The organism is Marinobacter sp. M5B (genome assembly GCF_042604615.1).
Taxonomy (GTDB): domain Bacteria; phylum Pseudomonadota; class Gammaproteobacteria; order Pseudomonadales; family Oleiphilaceae; genus Marinobacter; species Marinobacter salarius.
The window spans coordinates 1,547,401-1,561,640 of record NZ_CP156894.1; the positions used below are offsets into that span (position 1 = coordinate 1,547,401).

The window sequence follows — 14,240 nt, forward strand, 5'->3', positions numbered from 1 at the left end:
GGGCCCTGACACTGGTATGAATCTGGCCTATCCTGACCTGATATCCAGCAAAGCAGGAGCAGAACGCCCATGATCCAGAAGACCATGAAAGCCATGCTGCTCACCGGCCACGGTGGCGTCGAGAAACTGGAATACACCGAAGACGTGCCCATCCCCACCCCTGGTGCGGGAGAGGTGCTAGTCCAGGTCACCGCCACCGCGAAGAACAACACCGACCGCAAAGCCCGGGAGGGTCTATACCCCACCAAGGATAAAGGCGACGTAACCTCCTTCCAGATGGGAGGCTCAGCCACGCTGACGTTCCCAAGAGTTCAAGGCGCGGACGTTGTTGGGCGTATCGTCGCCGTGGGGCAGGGTGTTGAGGATACGCGGATCGGCCAACGAGGCCTGCTGGACTTCAACCTCTACGCCGACGACCGCCGGGATATCAACCTGACCCCGGACTACTACGGCCACGGCGCCGATGGTGGGTTCGCGGAATATATTGCTGTGCCTTCCGACCAGTTTCACCATGTCGAGAATGCCGATCTGGCCGATGCCGAACTTGCCGCCATGGGCATGTGCTCCTACCAGACCGCCTTGCACATGCTCACATCAGCACGGGTAAAAGCGGGCGAGCACATCCTTGTGACCGGTGCCAGTGGTGGCGTCGGTACGGCCCTTATCCAGCTTTGCCGCATCATGGGGGCGATTCCCTATGCGCTGAGCCAGCGTGACAAGGCCGACCCTCTGTTCAAGCTGGGCGCCGAAGCCGTGCTGGACCGTTCCGACATGGACAACTTCACGGATCAGGTGCGGTCCGTCACTGGGGGGCGGCCGATAGACGCCGTGATGGACCTGGCCGGTGGCGAGATGACCGATCAGTTTATCGACACCATGATCTTCGACATGAACAGCCGCAATGATTACCCAAGGCTCAGCATCGCTGGCGCCAGCGCCGGAAACGTCAGTGAAATCATGTGGACACGGATTTACCTGTATCAGGTGCAGGTGTTCGGCGTGTCACACGGCACCCGGGAGGAAGCCGAACAACTGGTGGCCTGGATTCGCAGCGGCCAACTGAAGCCGGTGCTGCACGCCGCTTTCAGACTGTCAGAGTTGCACGAAGCTGAACGCTACTTCGTCAATCGCAACAGCAACTACCTGGGCAAAATCGTGATCGTCCCGGATGCCCAATGGGCCGAGCATGGCGCCCCGTTTGCCCTGGAGAAGTCCTAATGCGTCCCGAACTCAAACTGCAACTGATGGACACCCACGCCGGCGGAGATGTCAGCCGGATAGTAACTGGCGGGATCTGCCCGCTTCCGGGGGACACCGTGCGCGCCCAGATGGAATACCTGCGGGACAAGGCAGATGGCCTTCGCACTCTACTACTGGAAGAGCCCTACGGCATCCCGGAAATGTCCGTGGACCTGCTGGTGCCGCCCACGGACCCCGAGGCAGTCGCCGGTTATATCATCATGGAAGTGATGGGATATCCGATTTACTCCGGTTCCAACACCATCTGTACCGCCACGGCCGTTCTGGAGAGTGGCATTGTCGCCAAGCGGGAAGGGTGGCAGAGTTTCGCCCTGGAAGCGCCAGCGGGCCTGGTCCACATTGACGCCCTTGTTCGGGACGGTGTTGTAGAAGCCATTACCTGCGGCGGGCTGCCCAGTTACATTGACACCTACCAGGCCAGCATCCACGTGCCCTCGATCGGCGACGTATCCTACAGCGTGGCCTACAGTGGTGGTTTCTATGCCCTGGTAGATGCAACGAGCCTTGGGTTTTCCCTGACCCTGGATGAAGAACGCAAACTCAGCGAATGCGCCTATCATATAGTAGAGGCTATCCAGGCTGAGCGTGGTTTCTCCCACTACACGCTGGGTGATGTCGGGCCCTTACCCTTTCTCCATTTCATGGGGCCGGTTGAACAATTGTCGGATCATTCGTATCGCACCCGTTCGGCCACTTATGTGCACCCTGGAGTCATCTGTCGCAGCACCACCGGCACGGGTACTTCAGCACGGCTTGCGTTAATGAACTACGAGGGCAAAATCAGCCCGGGCGACCGCCTGGAAACCGTCTCCCTGCGTGAAACCGGGTTTATCGGTGAGTTCACAGGCGTGCGCCAGGAAGGGAAGCACCAGGTGGTCGAGAATACCATCACCGGCAAGAGCTACGTTCTTAACCGGGCGGATATCATCGTGAACTGCGATGATCCGATGGTGGACTGTGGGGGGCTTACTCACATTCTTTTGTAGCCTGAGGTTTTGCGGGCGGATACGGGGGGTGGGGGTATTTTTTCTTCTGGAAAAAGAACTCGCTTCGCTCAGACATCTTTTTCCTTGCCAGAAAAAATAACCCCAACCCCCTATCGACGTGCAGCTCAGGAATATCCAGGTCAACCTTTCCAGTCGCTTTTCCTCTCTTCGCGCTTCGCGAACCCTCCGTGGTCAGCTCGGCGCGGGGTGGTATCTGGATCTTTCGCCAGAAAAAGATGTCTGAGCGAAGCGAGTTCTTTTTCAAGAAAAATACAGATGCCACCCCGCAAGCCCGCCCCAAAATCGGCAGGCTACAGAAGGCAGGCAACTCCCAAACTTCATGCAGTCTGAGCCCGAACCACCGAAACCTGACCAAGGGCAACTTCAGCGACCGTATGCAACTTCTCCAGTTGCGACTGGAGCATGGCAATCGGTCGGGTTCCCTCCAGGGTCAGGGTGATATTGAGGTGCTCCCCGGCGGACTCCACCGCCATTGTTGCAATCCGGAAACCGCGAATACGGACCACCTGGCAAAGGCGCTCCAGGCCAGCCGCTTCCTGCGACATGCGGCAACTGATTTTATAGCTCGGTGTTGAGGACTGGCTTTGCGGTTTCATGCAACGTGTTCCTTTTTGTTGTTGGTGCGTCGGGTTTCGTCGATCATTTCGCGGTTGCTGGCGCCGGGTTTGACGATGGGCCAGACGTTATCGTCACGGCTGATGGCCACATGCAGCAGCATCGGGCCGTTGTAGGCCAGGATGGTTTCGATGCCACGGCGGATCTGGTCAGTACGGCTGATGTGTAATGCCGGGATGTCGAAGGCACGGGCCATGGCGACGAAGTCCGGGTTGTCGTCCAGGTTGATCTGGCTTTCACGATTGCCGTAGAACAGTTCCTGTTGCTGGCGCACCATGCCCAGGCACTGGTTGTCCATGACGATCAGTTTTACAGGCAGGTTATAGCGGCGGATGGTGGCCAGTTCCTGGGCGTTCATCATGAACGAGCCATCGCCCGTCACGTTGATCACCGTACTATTGCGGTTGGCAAACTGGGCACCGATGGCAGCGGGCAGGCCAAAGCCCATGGTGCCCAGGCCGCCACTGGTGAGATGGTGGCGCGGGTGGTCGAAGTCGTAGTGCTGGGCTACCCACATCTGGTGCTGGCCAACGTCACAGGCGATGACGGTATCGTCCGGGGCAATTCGGGAGAGCTGGCGAACAAAGGCCGGGCCGGTGATCGGCGCCAGGGGTTCTTCGTTGTCGGCGGCGTGGAAGCCGCCGGTGGTGTACCAGGTTCGGCACTGTTTCCGCCAGTCGCCGATGTCCAGCGGCTTGTCCTGTAAGGCGTTGGTCAGTGTTTCGAGAATGTCATTCAGGTCCCCCCGAATAGCCAGCTCGGTCGGGCGCAGTTTGTTGATCTCGGCGGCGTCGGCGTCAATGTGAATCATCTTTGCATTGGGGGCGAAGCCATCCAGGCTGCCGGTGGCGCGGTCATCCAGGCGGGCACCGATAACCAGCAACAGGTCGCATTCATCCACGGCTTTATTGGCCGCCCGGGAGCCGTGCATGCCCAGCATGCCCAGGTTGTAAGGGTTGTGTTTTCCCGGGTTGCCGATACCTTTGAGCGTTACCACCGCTGGCAGAGCGGCGGATTCAGCAAACGTGCGAAAGCGATCTTCAGCGTGTGCCAGGCTGATGCCACCACCGCTGTAGAGTATGGGTTTGCGGGCCGCCCGCAGCATCGTGAGCGCTTCGGCCAGGTCTGGGAAGCTGATCTCCCGTGGCTCGGACCGGGGGAAGGGAGCATCGCTGACATCAGCCAGCAGCAGGTCCTTGGGGATATCAATCCACACCGGTCCCGGCCGCCCACTTTGAGCCAGTTCCATGGCCTCTTCCATGATCGCGGGCAGGCTGTCCGCGTCGTCAACCAGATAGCTGTGTTTAACGATGCCCAGCGTCATGCCCAATACGTCAGTTTCCTGGAAGGCGTCGGTACCGATCAATCCCGAGGGCACCTGGCCGGTGATGACCAGCATGGGGATGGAGTCCCGGTGAGCGTTGGCAACGCCGGTGATCAGGTTGGTGGCGCCGGGGCCTGAGGTGGCAATACATACGCCCAGCTTGCCGCTGGCGCGGGCGTAGCCGTCGGCGGCCAGGGCGCAAGCCTGTTCGTGGCGGCACAGCACATGCTCTACGCCCACATCGTCCACCAGCGCGTCGTATAGCGGCATGATGCAGCCGCCCGGGTATCCGAAAACCGTGCTGATGTTATGACGTTGGAACGCGTCAAGAATGTGCTGTGCGCCGTTCATGGTCGTTTTCCTTTTTCTGGTGCAAAAAAAAGCCCCCGGGACCTTTCGGTGCCGGGGGCTTTCGTGTGTTTGTCGAGTCTGTTTCTATCTCACCCGCTTGTCCACGCAGAAGCCCCCGGACGGTACCACGACCACCAGGACTAGCTTCACAAGGACAACCACTGCGTTGAGATTCATAAAATCAGTATCTGCTCTGAATCTGTGAGAAGTTTATGTGTAGAATCTACCCCACGAAAACAACCGGATGCAACCGTTTTCTGACAGTTTCTAAAACGACTGCCTGGACTGTAAACCGACATCACCCGAATGTAACTGCGAGCGATCAATGACCAAAGCAAAACTGGGATCTATCGGATTGTCCTTTCTGGTACTGGCCTTCTTGGTGGTATGGATGGCAACTGGTGACGTCAAGGAAGCGCGGGACGAGGCGCCAGAGGACACACTTGAGGAGTCGGATAGCGCGCCCTCCGTTCAGGTGGATGTGCTTAGGACAAGGCTTTACGAGCCCGGGTTAATGCTGCAGGGGCAGTTGGAGCCCTGGCGAACCGTATCAGTGGGCGCTCGGGTAGCCGGCACGGTAGAAGAGCTGATGGTGGAGCAGGGTGACCAGGTTGAGGCGGGGGATGTCCTGCTTCGACTGTCCGAGGATGGGCGACGTACCTCGGTAGAACAATGGCAGTCCCGCATTCGCAAATTGGAAGCCGATTTATCGGCTGCCCAGAAGCTCCGATCCCGGAATCTCACCTCCGAATCCGAAGTGTTGACCCTGCAAAGTGATCTGTCTGCGGCGAGAGCTGAGCTCACTCAGGCACGTCTTGCTGTTGACAACCTGGAGCCACGAGCGCCTTTTGATGGAACGGTGAATCGACGGGATGTCGACCTTGGTGATCTGGTCCAGGTCGGGTCACCACTGTTGGAGCTGGTACGCGTTGATCAGCTGAAAGCGACGGGGCAAATCCCGCAGCAGTCAGTGAGCGCCGTCGAAGAAGGGCAGGCCGTAACCATTCGCACGTTGGATGGTGACAGCCTGGAAGGCGTGGTGAATTTCGTGGCCAGTGCCGCAGACCCGGACACCCGTAGTTTCCCGGTGGAGGTGGCCATAGACAACCCGGAACGTAAGCGGGTTGCCGGCGGTAGTGCCACGCTGCGCATTGCGCTGCCGGAAGTGGAGGCGATGTTCATTTCGCCGGCCTATCTCAGTCTTGGGGATGATGGCCGGCCCGGTGTTCGCTATGTGGGCGACAATAACGAAGTGGTGTTTACCACGGTCAAACTCCTGAACGTCACCACGGATGGCGCCTGGGTCACTGGCCTGCCGGATGAAATCCGGTTGATTACCCGGGGCGCGGGTTTTGTATCCATCGGGCAGCAGGTACGCCCGGTTGATCGTGATTCGGACCGGGGCTAACCGATATGCGAACCTTGATTTTCGCCGCTCTCGACCGCAGCCGGACCACACTGCTGACACTGGCTTTCCTGATCCTGGGTGGTGTTGCGGCTTTTCAGACCATCCCCAAAGAAGCGAACCCGGACATCACCATTCCCATGATCTATGTGTCAATGACACTGGAGGGAATCAGCCCGGAAGACGGTGAGCGCTTGCTTATCCGGCCAATGGAGCAGGAATTGCGTTCCCTCGAGGGCGTCAAGGAAATGCGTGGTACGGCTTCCGAGGGCCACGCCTCGGTGATGCTGGAATTCGACGCCGGGTTTGATCCGGACATCGCGCTTCAGGATGTGAGGGAAAAGGTTGATACCGCCCGCAGCAAGCTGCCTCAGGAAGCTGACGAACCAAGAGTCAATGAAATTAACGTGGCGCTGTTTCCGGTCATGTCGGTTGGCCTCTCCGGGCCTCTTTCCGAACGCGAGCTGGTCACTATTGCCCGGCGTTTGCAGGATGCCATCGAAGGCATTCCGGAAGTGCTGGAAGTGGACATTGGTGGTGACAGGGAAGACCTCCTGGAGATCGTTGTCGATCCCCAGGTGCTTGAAAGCTATGGCGTCGACTTTGATCAGTTGGCGACGTTGGTCACTCGCAACAATCAATTGGTTGCTGCCGGAAGCCTGGATACCGGTGCCGGTCGCATGACCATGAAGGTTCCGGGCGTTATTGAATCCGTGGAAGATGTCATGGCCATGCCGGTCAAGGTGGGCGGCGACACCGTTGTGACCTTTGGCGACGTGGCTATGCTTCAGCGAACCTTCAAAGACCCGCGAGGGTTCGCCAGGATCAACGGTGAGCCGGCGCTGGTGCTGGAAATCTCCAAGAGGACCGGTTCCAACATCATCGAAACCGTGGAAAAGGTGAAGGCGCTGATTGAACGTGCCGGGCCGCAACTGCCCGACGAGCTCGAGGTTCGCTATATCATGGACCAGTCCGGTGAAGTCCGGGATATCCTTAGTGACCTGCTCAACAATGTGCTGACGGCCATCGTGCTGGTGATCGTCCTGATCATTGCCGCCATGGGTCCCCGTTCTGCGCTTTTGGTGGGGCTCACCATTCCCGGTGCGTTCCTGACCGGTATCCTGGTGATCTGGGGAATGGGTTTTACCCTTAATATTGTGGTTCTGTTCAGCCTCATACTGGTGGCTGGCATGCTGGTGGATGGGGCCATCGTGGTGTCGGAGCTTGCCGACAGGAACCTCTCCGAGGGCCAGAACGTAAAGTCTGCATGGGGCGAGGCGGCCAGCCGCATGGCCTGGCCCATCATCGCGTCAACCGCCACCACGCTGGCGGTATTCATCCCCCTGTTGTTCTGGCCGGGCGTGGTCGGCGAGTTCATGAGCTTTTTGCCCACCACCGTTATCATCTGTCTGGCCGCCTCGTTGGCCATGGCTCTCGTATTTTTGCCGGTCCTTGGCAGCATCAGCGGCGGAAAACGCCGTCCCCAGTCAGCAATCAGTGGCCGCATGACGGACGTCTATCGTGGCGTTCTTGGGCGATTGTTGGCAAAGCCCGGCTTTACACTTCTTGGCGTGCTTGGCGTCGTTGTGGTCATCTATGCGGCTTATGGCAAGTTCAACCATGGTGTTGAATTTTTCCCGAGCGTGGAGCCGGATTCAGCGCAGGTACATGTCAGGGCCAGAGGGGATCTGTCGGTTCAGGAGCGCGATTCCATCGTTCGGCAGGTCGAGCAGCGTTTACAGGGAATGCCTGAGGTGAAAGCCCTCTATGCCCGCTCAATGGTCAGCCCCGGAAACCAGATGGCGCCGGACGTCATCGGTGTGCTGCAGTTCCAGTTCACGGACTGGTTTGAGCGCCGGCCAGCGACACAGATACTGGAAGATTTCCGTTCACTCACTGCGGACATTCCCGGCATTGAACTGGAGTTTCGCAAGCAAGAGGGTGGTCCTGCGGATGGCAAGCCCATTGAGCTTATGGTCAGCAGTATGGACAGCGACCAACTGGAACGGTATGTCGCTCTTGTCCGGGAACGGATGTCTGGCATCGATGGCTTTGTGGATGTCGAAGACGACCGCAGCCTTCCGGGCATCGAATGGCGCCTGAACGTTGACCGCTCAGCCGCCGCCCGATTTGGCTCTGACGTGCTCAGCGTTGGCAGTGCGGTGCGACTGATTACCAACGGACTGGTGCTCGCTACCTATCGTCCTGAGGACGTGCGCGACGAAGTCGATATCGCCGTGAGAGTGCCCAATAATTGGCGGGAGCTGGATCAATTCCAGCGCCAGACGATTAACACCAGCCGCGGGCAGGTGCCGCTCTCGGAGTTTGTTGAGCTGGCTCCCGGTGACAAGATTGGCAGCATTACACGGGTAGACGGACAGCGCACCATTACGATCAAGTCAGAGATAGAGCCGGGGCGCCGTGCGGACGAACTTCTGATGGCGCTGCAGCAGCAAATGCCAGAAACGCCCGAGGGTGTGTCCGTCCGATTTGCAGGCGAAAATGAGGACCAGGAGCAGGCCTCGAATTTCCTGGCATCGGCGTTTCTGGTGGCCATTGCCCTGATGCTGTTGATCCTGGTGACCCAGTTCAATTCGCTCTATCAGACCATGCTCATTCTATCGGCCATTGTGCTTTCAACGGCGGGCGTGTTGCTTGGCCTTCTGCTGAACGGGCAGTCGTTCGGAATCGTGATGGTGGGTATGGGTATCATTGCCCTTGCGGGCATCGTGGTGAACAACAACATCATTCTGATCGACACCTACAACCAGATGCGCCGAAGCGGTATGGCGGCCTTCGAGGCCGCGTTGGAAACCGGATGTCTGCGCCTGCGACCGGTATTGCTGACGGCCATCACCACCATACTCGGGTTGATGCCAATGGTGCTCGGGGTAAACGTGGATCTCCTAACGCCATCGCTCGGCATCGGTGCTCCATCCACGCAATGGTGGACCCAGCTATCCAGCGCCATCGCAGGCGGGTTGGCATTTGCAACGGTGCTCACGCTGTTGCTGACCCCTGCACTGCTGGTTCTGGGAGACAAAGTAGGGCGGGCATTCAAGTCAGCTACCGCTGATCACTCCAGCGACGCATGACATCTGAGCTGTATTGTCAGGGCAGTGGGAAAAACTCATCCATGAGAGCGTTGAACGGCAGAGGCCTACTGTATCGATAGCCCTGCAGATAGTCACAGCCCTGCTGGAAAAGCCACTGTTCATGAGCTTCGGTTTCGACGCCTTCGGCCACGACCGAGAGCCCAAGGCCCCGCGTCAGGCCGAGAATTGACAGGGTAATGGCGCAGTCGTCTTCGTCGTCTGGCAGTTGGCTGATAAAGGAACGGTCAATCTTGATCCGCGAGAAGGGAAGGCTCTTGAGACGGGAGAGCGACGAATAACCGGTTCCAAAGTCGTCTATGGACAGGCTTGCACCGTCGGCGACCAGCTCTTTCAGAATACGGGTCAGTGAGCTGAAATCCCCTTGAATGGAATCTTCGGTTACCTCGAAATGCAATGCGCTGACCGGCACGCTGTGTTCACGGCAGGTTCCCCGGATCAGGCTGGGCAGTTCCGCCACCGACACCTGCTCGGCCGCCAGGTTGACTGAAATCTCTGGCACCGTGATGCCCTGGTTGCGGGCCTGTTGCCAGTGTTCGCATACGCGGCGGAGCACACACTCCCCCAACGCATACATCAGGCCACCGCTTCTGGCTATATCCAGAAACTCAATGGGTGGCAGCCAGCCGCGTTGCGGGTGCTTCCAGCGCACCAGTGCTTCCAGGGACTCTACTTTCAACCCGGAGGTGTTCAAGATGGGCTGGTAGAACACGTCCAGAGTGTGGTCGCTGATGGCCACCCGTAATTCGTTTTCCAGGGCGAAGCGGGAACGGGCCGTTGTCTGGATGCTGGAGTCAAAGAAGCAGGCCTGGTTCCGGCCTCGCTGCTTGGCGTTGTACATGGCGGCTTCTGCGCCTCGTAACAGATCTTCGGTGGTTTGAAAGTCTCCGGGCAGGTGACAGATACCAAGACTTGCGCCAACGTTGATGGCGTGGCCGGTGAGACGGATGGGCTTGTTAATCTCCTGCCGTATCCGTGAGGCAGTCAGTTCCAGAGAGTCCCGCATGGTGTGGTTGCGCACAATCAGGGCGTACTCATCGCCGGCAATCCTGGCCAGTAGATCCTTACCCGGAACGGAGAGTTTTTTCAGTCGGCGGCCGACTTCGGCAATAACGTCGTCTCCTACCTGCGGCCCAAGCCCATCGTTAATGGATTTCAGACGATCCACATCAATCCATATCAGGGCCAGACTACCAAGACCCCGTCGCTCTATTTTACCGGCAAGATGGCCGATACGGCCTCGAAGGGAGTCGATGTTTGATAGCCCGGTCAGTGAATCGTAACGGGTGACGTATTCGAGTGCGCGTTGCGAGTCGAGCCAGGCTTCGTAGGTATTGATCAGACTGATGGTGTCGGCAATGGCGACGACAAAGGAGATTTCCGGCAGGGTCCACTGACGTCTGCGCGTTGATTCCAGGCAAACAACGCCGCTAAGCCGGGCACCATCAAACACCGGTGCGTCAAGCATTGACATTATGTTGAGGGGGGCCAGGTACCCAGGCGTGAAGGCCCGGGTTCGGGGATCGTTCTGCGCGTCTTGGACGGAAATGACGCGCTCGGTTTCGAGGGCCGAGAAGTACTCCGGATTATAGGACTTGTATAGACTGGAGGTTTCACCGGTGGCCAAGTCTCCGGTATGAAGCCACTCGGATTCAATGCGATCACGTTCCTCCGGGAACTGCCAGACACTGACCCGGTCAACGTCGAGCAGCGTCGCACAGAGCGCCGTCAGGTCTGCGAGTTTCTGCGGGCGTTTCTTGTCGACAAACGCGGGACTGTGGCTGAGTTCCGTCAGTGCCTTGTGAAAGGTCACGAAGGTGTCCGTATCGGGCATAGTCTCTGGCTGTCTGTTTCGGGAACGATAGTAAGTTTACGACAATAAGTAGCGATTGGCCGTCTTTGCGCCAGCAGCTTCCATTCCCCGACTCTCTCATATTCGCCCCTGGCCGTGATACTGTCCATTTCGAAGTCATGAGGGGCGTGGATGGAAACCGGTTGTCGCTTGTGAACCCCTGTCCGTTCATGGAGCGAAACCCGCCACCAGTTGATCGGGATGCTGGTCTATTCTGGGCCAACCCGCGGCGTCCTCCAGCAAGAACGCCAGTTCCAGCAGTGTCTGCTCACCCCCGTGCTTGCCCATCAGTTGAATGGAGACCGGCAGGCCGTGCTCATTTAGGCTGGCTGGTAGTGAAATGGCGGGTGCACCGGTGGCGTTGGCCAACGGTGTGAAGTTCACATATCGGGTCAGGCGGTCAAACAGGGTGTCAAAATTAACCGTGGGGCTCAGGTAACCGATCTCGGGCGTGGTGTGACCGAGTACCGGCGTGAGAATGGCATCGTAACTGGCCATGGCCCGGGCGTAGTCGTGATACGACCGGTGCAGGCGCCAGAGCGCAGCAGGCAATTTGTAGAACTGCCTCCTGAAGGACTTGTCCAGGCCAAGGGTCAGCCCGTCCAGCCGTGACTTGTCAAAACTTGGATGAATTAACCGCTTGCCATTGGCGCGCACGCCGAAGGCCAGCATTCCCCAATAGAGCGCGAAATCATCGGGGAAAGAGGAGGCAACGGGAATCCCCATCGGTTCCACCCTGTGCCCCAGCTTTTCCAGCAACTGCGCCGTGTTTTCAACGGCAGCGCGCGTTTGCATGTCCGTGGCGTGACCATTAATGGAGTCAGTCACCAGGCCAATCCTGAGTGGACGCGTGGCGGGCCCCTCCACCTTTCCAATGGCCGGGAGTTTTGGGTTCCGGAAAAAGCGTTCCGCTCCGTAATAGAAGTTGGCGGTGTCCCTGACCGTGCGTGTTACGACACCATCACTGACGATATTGATGGGTAGTGTTTTAGCCGCATCGTTATCGATCAGCCGCCCCCGGGTTGGTTTCAACCCCACCAGCCCGCAACAGGCGGCCGGAATGCGGATGGAGCCACCGCCATCGTTGGCGTGGGCGATCGGGACAACACCTGCCGCAACCAGCGCTGCGGAACCTCCTGACGAAGCGCCGGTGGAGTATTGAAGGTGCCAGGGGTTACGGCTCGGGCTGCCATGAGTGGGTTCTGTGGTGGCGTTGAAACCGAACTCAGGCAGAGTGCTTTTGCCAAAACACACCAGGCCCTGAGCCAGCAACTGGCGGGCGAAAGGGCTGGTTTTGTCCGCCGGATAGGAACCGATGGCTGCGGTGCCATGGGAGGTGGGGAACCCTTTTACCTCGGTGTTGTCCTTGATTACCGTAGGGACTCCCGAAAACAAGCCTGGCCCGTTTTTCCCGGAACAGACTTCAGTCGCGATGAGTTCCGCATTATCAGGAATGGTAGCGACTAGACCATGGATAACGGGTTCTGCCAGCCGCGCCCGTGCCAGGGTTGCCCCAAGCACTTCGTCTGGTGAGACGTCGCCGTTGCGAATCAGTTCGGCCAGCGCGGTGGCATCATGCCGGTCAAGTAGATCGTCACTGAACGTGTGCAGGGATTGTGCTTGAGGCTGGATGGTCAAGGCGGATACTCCGTGTTGGCTCCGGGCTGCATCCACTGTATACAAAGACTAAACGTGATGATATGTCATATCAGGAAATTGCATCGCTCTGCACAAAAGGTAAGAATCCAGTTTCAGACCGTTTTGACAGGCGATAAGCTTGTTCTGGCCACCATCACAGTAATAAGCGAATTTAATGATTCCCCTGGACACTTTCGACTCATTTTCCGAACCACTCGTCCGATACTTTCTCGGCAGTTTCTTCCTGTTGATCGGCCTCCAGTTCGCGGCACGAAGCCTCGGCCTCCACGCCAGGATGGGGTTTTCCTTTATAAACTACGGCGAGCGGGCCACTGCCGGATGGTGGCATAGGCACATTTTCAATGTTTTTCGGGCTTCAATCCTGGCGGTGGTTTTAGCACGTGTCTTTGTGGATATTGACTCCTGGCTGGGCGTTTTCGATGCGCTCTACCATGGGCCGGTACTGGTCATGGGAATGGTGCTCCTGTTGCTGTCGTTCAGCCTGGTCAATTATCTACAGGCTTACATGCACGAGGATTGGCGTTCGGGTGTTGACCCAAAACAGGATCGCCACCTGCTCACTGGTGGTCCTTATCGTCGCAGCCGAAACCCAGTGTTCATGGCGGTTATGCTCGGCCAGTTGGGCTTTTTTCTGGCGCTGCCTTCGGTGTTTTCGCTGGTATGCCTGGTTGCGGGCGTAACGGTATTGGTCAGGCAGGCGAGGGTGGAGGAAAAGGCCCTCGCCGAGTTATTCGGCGAGGCTTACGAGGCCTATCGCAGGCGCGTGCCTCGCTGGCTGTAGGTCTGGCTCGCCGGGACTTTAGTCTCGGGCTTCCTTGACCACGTCGTAGGCGTGACTGATTTCACGGGTGCGCTCTTCCGCCATTTCCCGCATGCTTTCAGGCAGGCCACGCCCGGCCAGTTTGTCCGGATGATTTTCACTCATCAGTTTGCGGTAAGCTTTCTTGATTTCGGCGTCGCTGGCGGAAGGCGATACCCCGAGAACCTTGTAGGCATCATCAATCTGGCTGGCGGACGATGCCTGGCCTGCGGCGCCAGACTGGCCGGCGTGGGCGCCCCTCAACATGGCTTCCAGCTGGTCTACCTGAGCCTCGGGCAGTCCCAGGCCCCGGGCAATACGCACCAGCATCTCATGTTCGGCCGGGTGGACCACACCATCGGCGGCAACGGCAGACACCTGTACCTGAAGGAACATCTGCAGTAATGCGGGCTGGCGGCCACTCACCCGCAAGAAGTGTTGCAGTTCCGCATCCAGGTCGAAGTCATTGGCCTTGCCACGGTTGAAGGCAGCCTTGGCGCGCTCCCGGTGTTCGCCGGAGAGACGAAACCGATCGAACAGGCGTTCCGCCACCTGGATCTCATCGCGAGTGACAACGCCATCGGCTTTGCACAGGGCGCCCATCACCGCAAACACGGATTCCAGGAAGTCCGTCTGCACATTGCGCAGTTTTTGCCACAGACGGCTCTTGATGTATCGGGTCAACAGTACGCCTGCCACAGCGCCAATCAGAAGGCCGGGAAAGCGGCCAAACAGGTAGCCGATCAAACCGCCGATAAACAGGCCGAACATGTCAGTGTCCTTTTCAAGTGTTTAAAACTGCGCAAAGTATACGGGTTTCGGCGAAGAATTCGAAAATAACCCGTCGCGATGGAG

10 protein-coding genes are annotated in these 14,240 nt (G+C 58.3%); 5 read left to right on the top strand and 5 right to left on the bottom strand.

Features of this window, described 5'->3' with window-relative positions:
* Positions 1 to 69: 69 nt before the first annotated feature.
* Together AAGD24_RS07030 and AAGD24_RS07035 are read left to right on the top strand one after the other, a co-directional pair.
* Positions 70 to 1,218 carry an alcohol dehydrogenase catalytic domain-containing protein gene (locus AAGD24_RS07030; RefSeq protein ID WP_379866962.1) on the top strand — a complete coding sequence of 383 codons (1,149 nt, stop codon included), beginning with the start codon at positions 70 to 72 and terminating at the stop codon, positions 1,216 to 1,218.
* The gene (locus tag AAGD24_RS07035) at positions 1,218 to 2,246 is read left to right on the top strand and encodes a proline racemase family protein (RefSeq protein ID WP_379866964.1); all 1,029 of its coding nucleotides are present in this window, start codon (positions 1,218 to 1,220) and stop codon (positions 2,244 to 2,246) included. Before AAGD24_RS07030 ends, AAGD24_RS07035 begins: the two co-directional genes overlap by 1 nt.
* A gap of 338 nt (positions 2,247 to 2,584) precedes the next feature.
* Here AAGD24_RS07035 and AAGD24_RS07040 read toward each other — a convergent pair whose 3' ends face one another.
* A complete protein-coding gene (locus AAGD24_RS07040) occupies positions 2,585 to 2,863 on the bottom strand; it encodes an ACT domain-containing protein (RefSeq protein WP_199448720.1) in 279 nt (92 codons plus the stop codon).
* Positions 2,860 to 4,557 (bottom strand): acetolactate synthase 2 catalytic subunit, encoded by a 1,698-nt coding sequence (gene ilvG, locus AAGD24_RS07045; RefSeq protein ID WP_199448719.1) that lies wholly within the window; start codon positions 4,555 to 4,557, stop codon positions 2,860 to 2,862. Before ilvG ends, AAGD24_RS07040 begins: the two co-directional genes overlap by 4 nt.
* 325 nt (positions 4,558 to 4,882) lie before the next feature.
* Between ilvG and AAGD24_RS07050 the strand changes: the two genes are divergently transcribed.
* On the top strand, positions 4,883 to 5,965 hold the full coding sequence (locus tag AAGD24_RS07050) for an efflux RND transporter periplasmic adaptor subunit (protein WP_379866966.1): 1,083 nt from the start codon (positions 4,883 to 4,885) through the stop codon (positions 5,963 to 5,965).
* Between the two features lie 5 nt (positions 5,966 to 5,970).
* Positions 5,971 to 9,057, top strand: coding sequence for an efflux RND transporter permease subunit (locus AAGD24_RS07055; RefSeq protein ID WP_379866968.1), 3,087 nt, complete (start codon positions 5,971 to 5,973; stop codon positions 9,055 to 9,057).
* Positions 9,058 to 9,073: 16 nt separating this feature from the next.
* On the opposite strand, the gene AAGD24_RS07060 is transcribed toward AAGD24_RS07055, so the two are convergent.
* Complete coding sequence (locus tag AAGD24_RS07060; protein ID WP_036204531.1) at positions 9,074 to 10,909, bottom strand: sensor domain-containing phosphodiesterase; 1,836 nt, start codon at positions 10,907 to 10,909, stop codon at positions 9,074 to 9,076.
* A gap of 186 nt (positions 10,910 to 11,095) precedes the next feature.
* Positions 11,096 to 12,565 (bottom strand): amidase, encoded by a 1,470-nt coding sequence (locus tag AAGD24_RS07065; protein WP_379866970.1) that lies wholly within the window; start codon positions 12,563 to 12,565, stop codon positions 11,096 to 11,098.
* A 175-nt stretch (positions 12,566 to 12,740) separates the two neighbouring features.
* On the opposite strand from AAGD24_RS07065, the gene AAGD24_RS07070 reads away from it, so the two are divergent.
* The gene (locus tag AAGD24_RS07070; RefSeq protein WP_379866971.1) at positions 12,741 to 13,367 is read left to right on the top strand and encodes a methyltransferase family protein; all 627 of its coding nucleotides are present in this window, start codon (positions 12,741 to 12,743) and stop codon (positions 13,365 to 13,367) included.
* Between the two features lie 18 nt (positions 13,368 to 13,385).
* Here the strand turns inward: AAGD24_RS07070 and djlA are convergent, their stop codons facing one another.
* Complete coding sequence (gene djlA, locus AAGD24_RS07075) at positions 13,386 to 14,156, bottom strand: co-chaperone DjlA (protein WP_317306525.1); 771 nt, start codon at positions 14,154 to 14,156, stop codon at positions 13,386 to 13,388.
* Positions 14,157 to 14,240: the final 84 nt, after the last annotated feature.

What these genes read in the sequence shown, in the direction of transcription:
- AAGD24_RS07030 (WP_379866962.1), top strand. Translation starts at nt 70, where the DNA reads ATGATCCAGAAGACCATGAAAGCCATGCTGCTCACCGGCCACGGTGGC.
- AAGD24_RS07035 (WP_379866964.1), top strand. Translation starts at nt 1,218, where the DNA reads ATGCGTCCCGAACTCAAACTGCAACTGATGGACACCCACGCCGGCGGA.
- AAGD24_RS07040 (WP_199448720.1), bottom strand. Translation starts at nt 2,863, where the DNA reads ATGAAACCGCAAAGCCAGTCCTCAACACCGAGCTATAAAATCAGTTGC.
- ilvG (WP_199448719.1), bottom strand. Translation starts at nt 4,557, where the DNA reads ATGAACGGCGCACAGCACATTCTTGACGCGTTCCAACGTCATAACATC.
- AAGD24_RS07050 (WP_379866966.1), top strand. Translation starts at nt 4,883, where the DNA reads ATGACCAAAGCAAAACTGGGATCTATCGGATTGTCCTTTCTGGTACTG.
- AAGD24_RS07055 (WP_379866968.1), top strand. Translation starts at nt 5,971, where the DNA reads ATGCGAACCTTGATTTTCGCCGCTCTCGACCGCAGCCGGACCACACTG.
- AAGD24_RS07060 (WP_036204531.1), bottom strand. Translation starts at nt 10,909, where the DNA reads ATGCCCGATACGGACACCTTCGTGACCTTTCACAAGGCACTGACGGAA.
- AAGD24_RS07070 (WP_379866971.1), top strand. Translation starts at nt 12,741, where the DNA reads ATGATTCCCCTGGACACTTTCGACTCATTTTCCGAACCACTCGTCCGA.
- djlA (WP_317306525.1), bottom strand. Translation starts at nt 14,156, where the DNA reads ATGTTCGGCCTGTTTATCGGCGGTTTGATCGGCTACCTGTTTGGCCGC.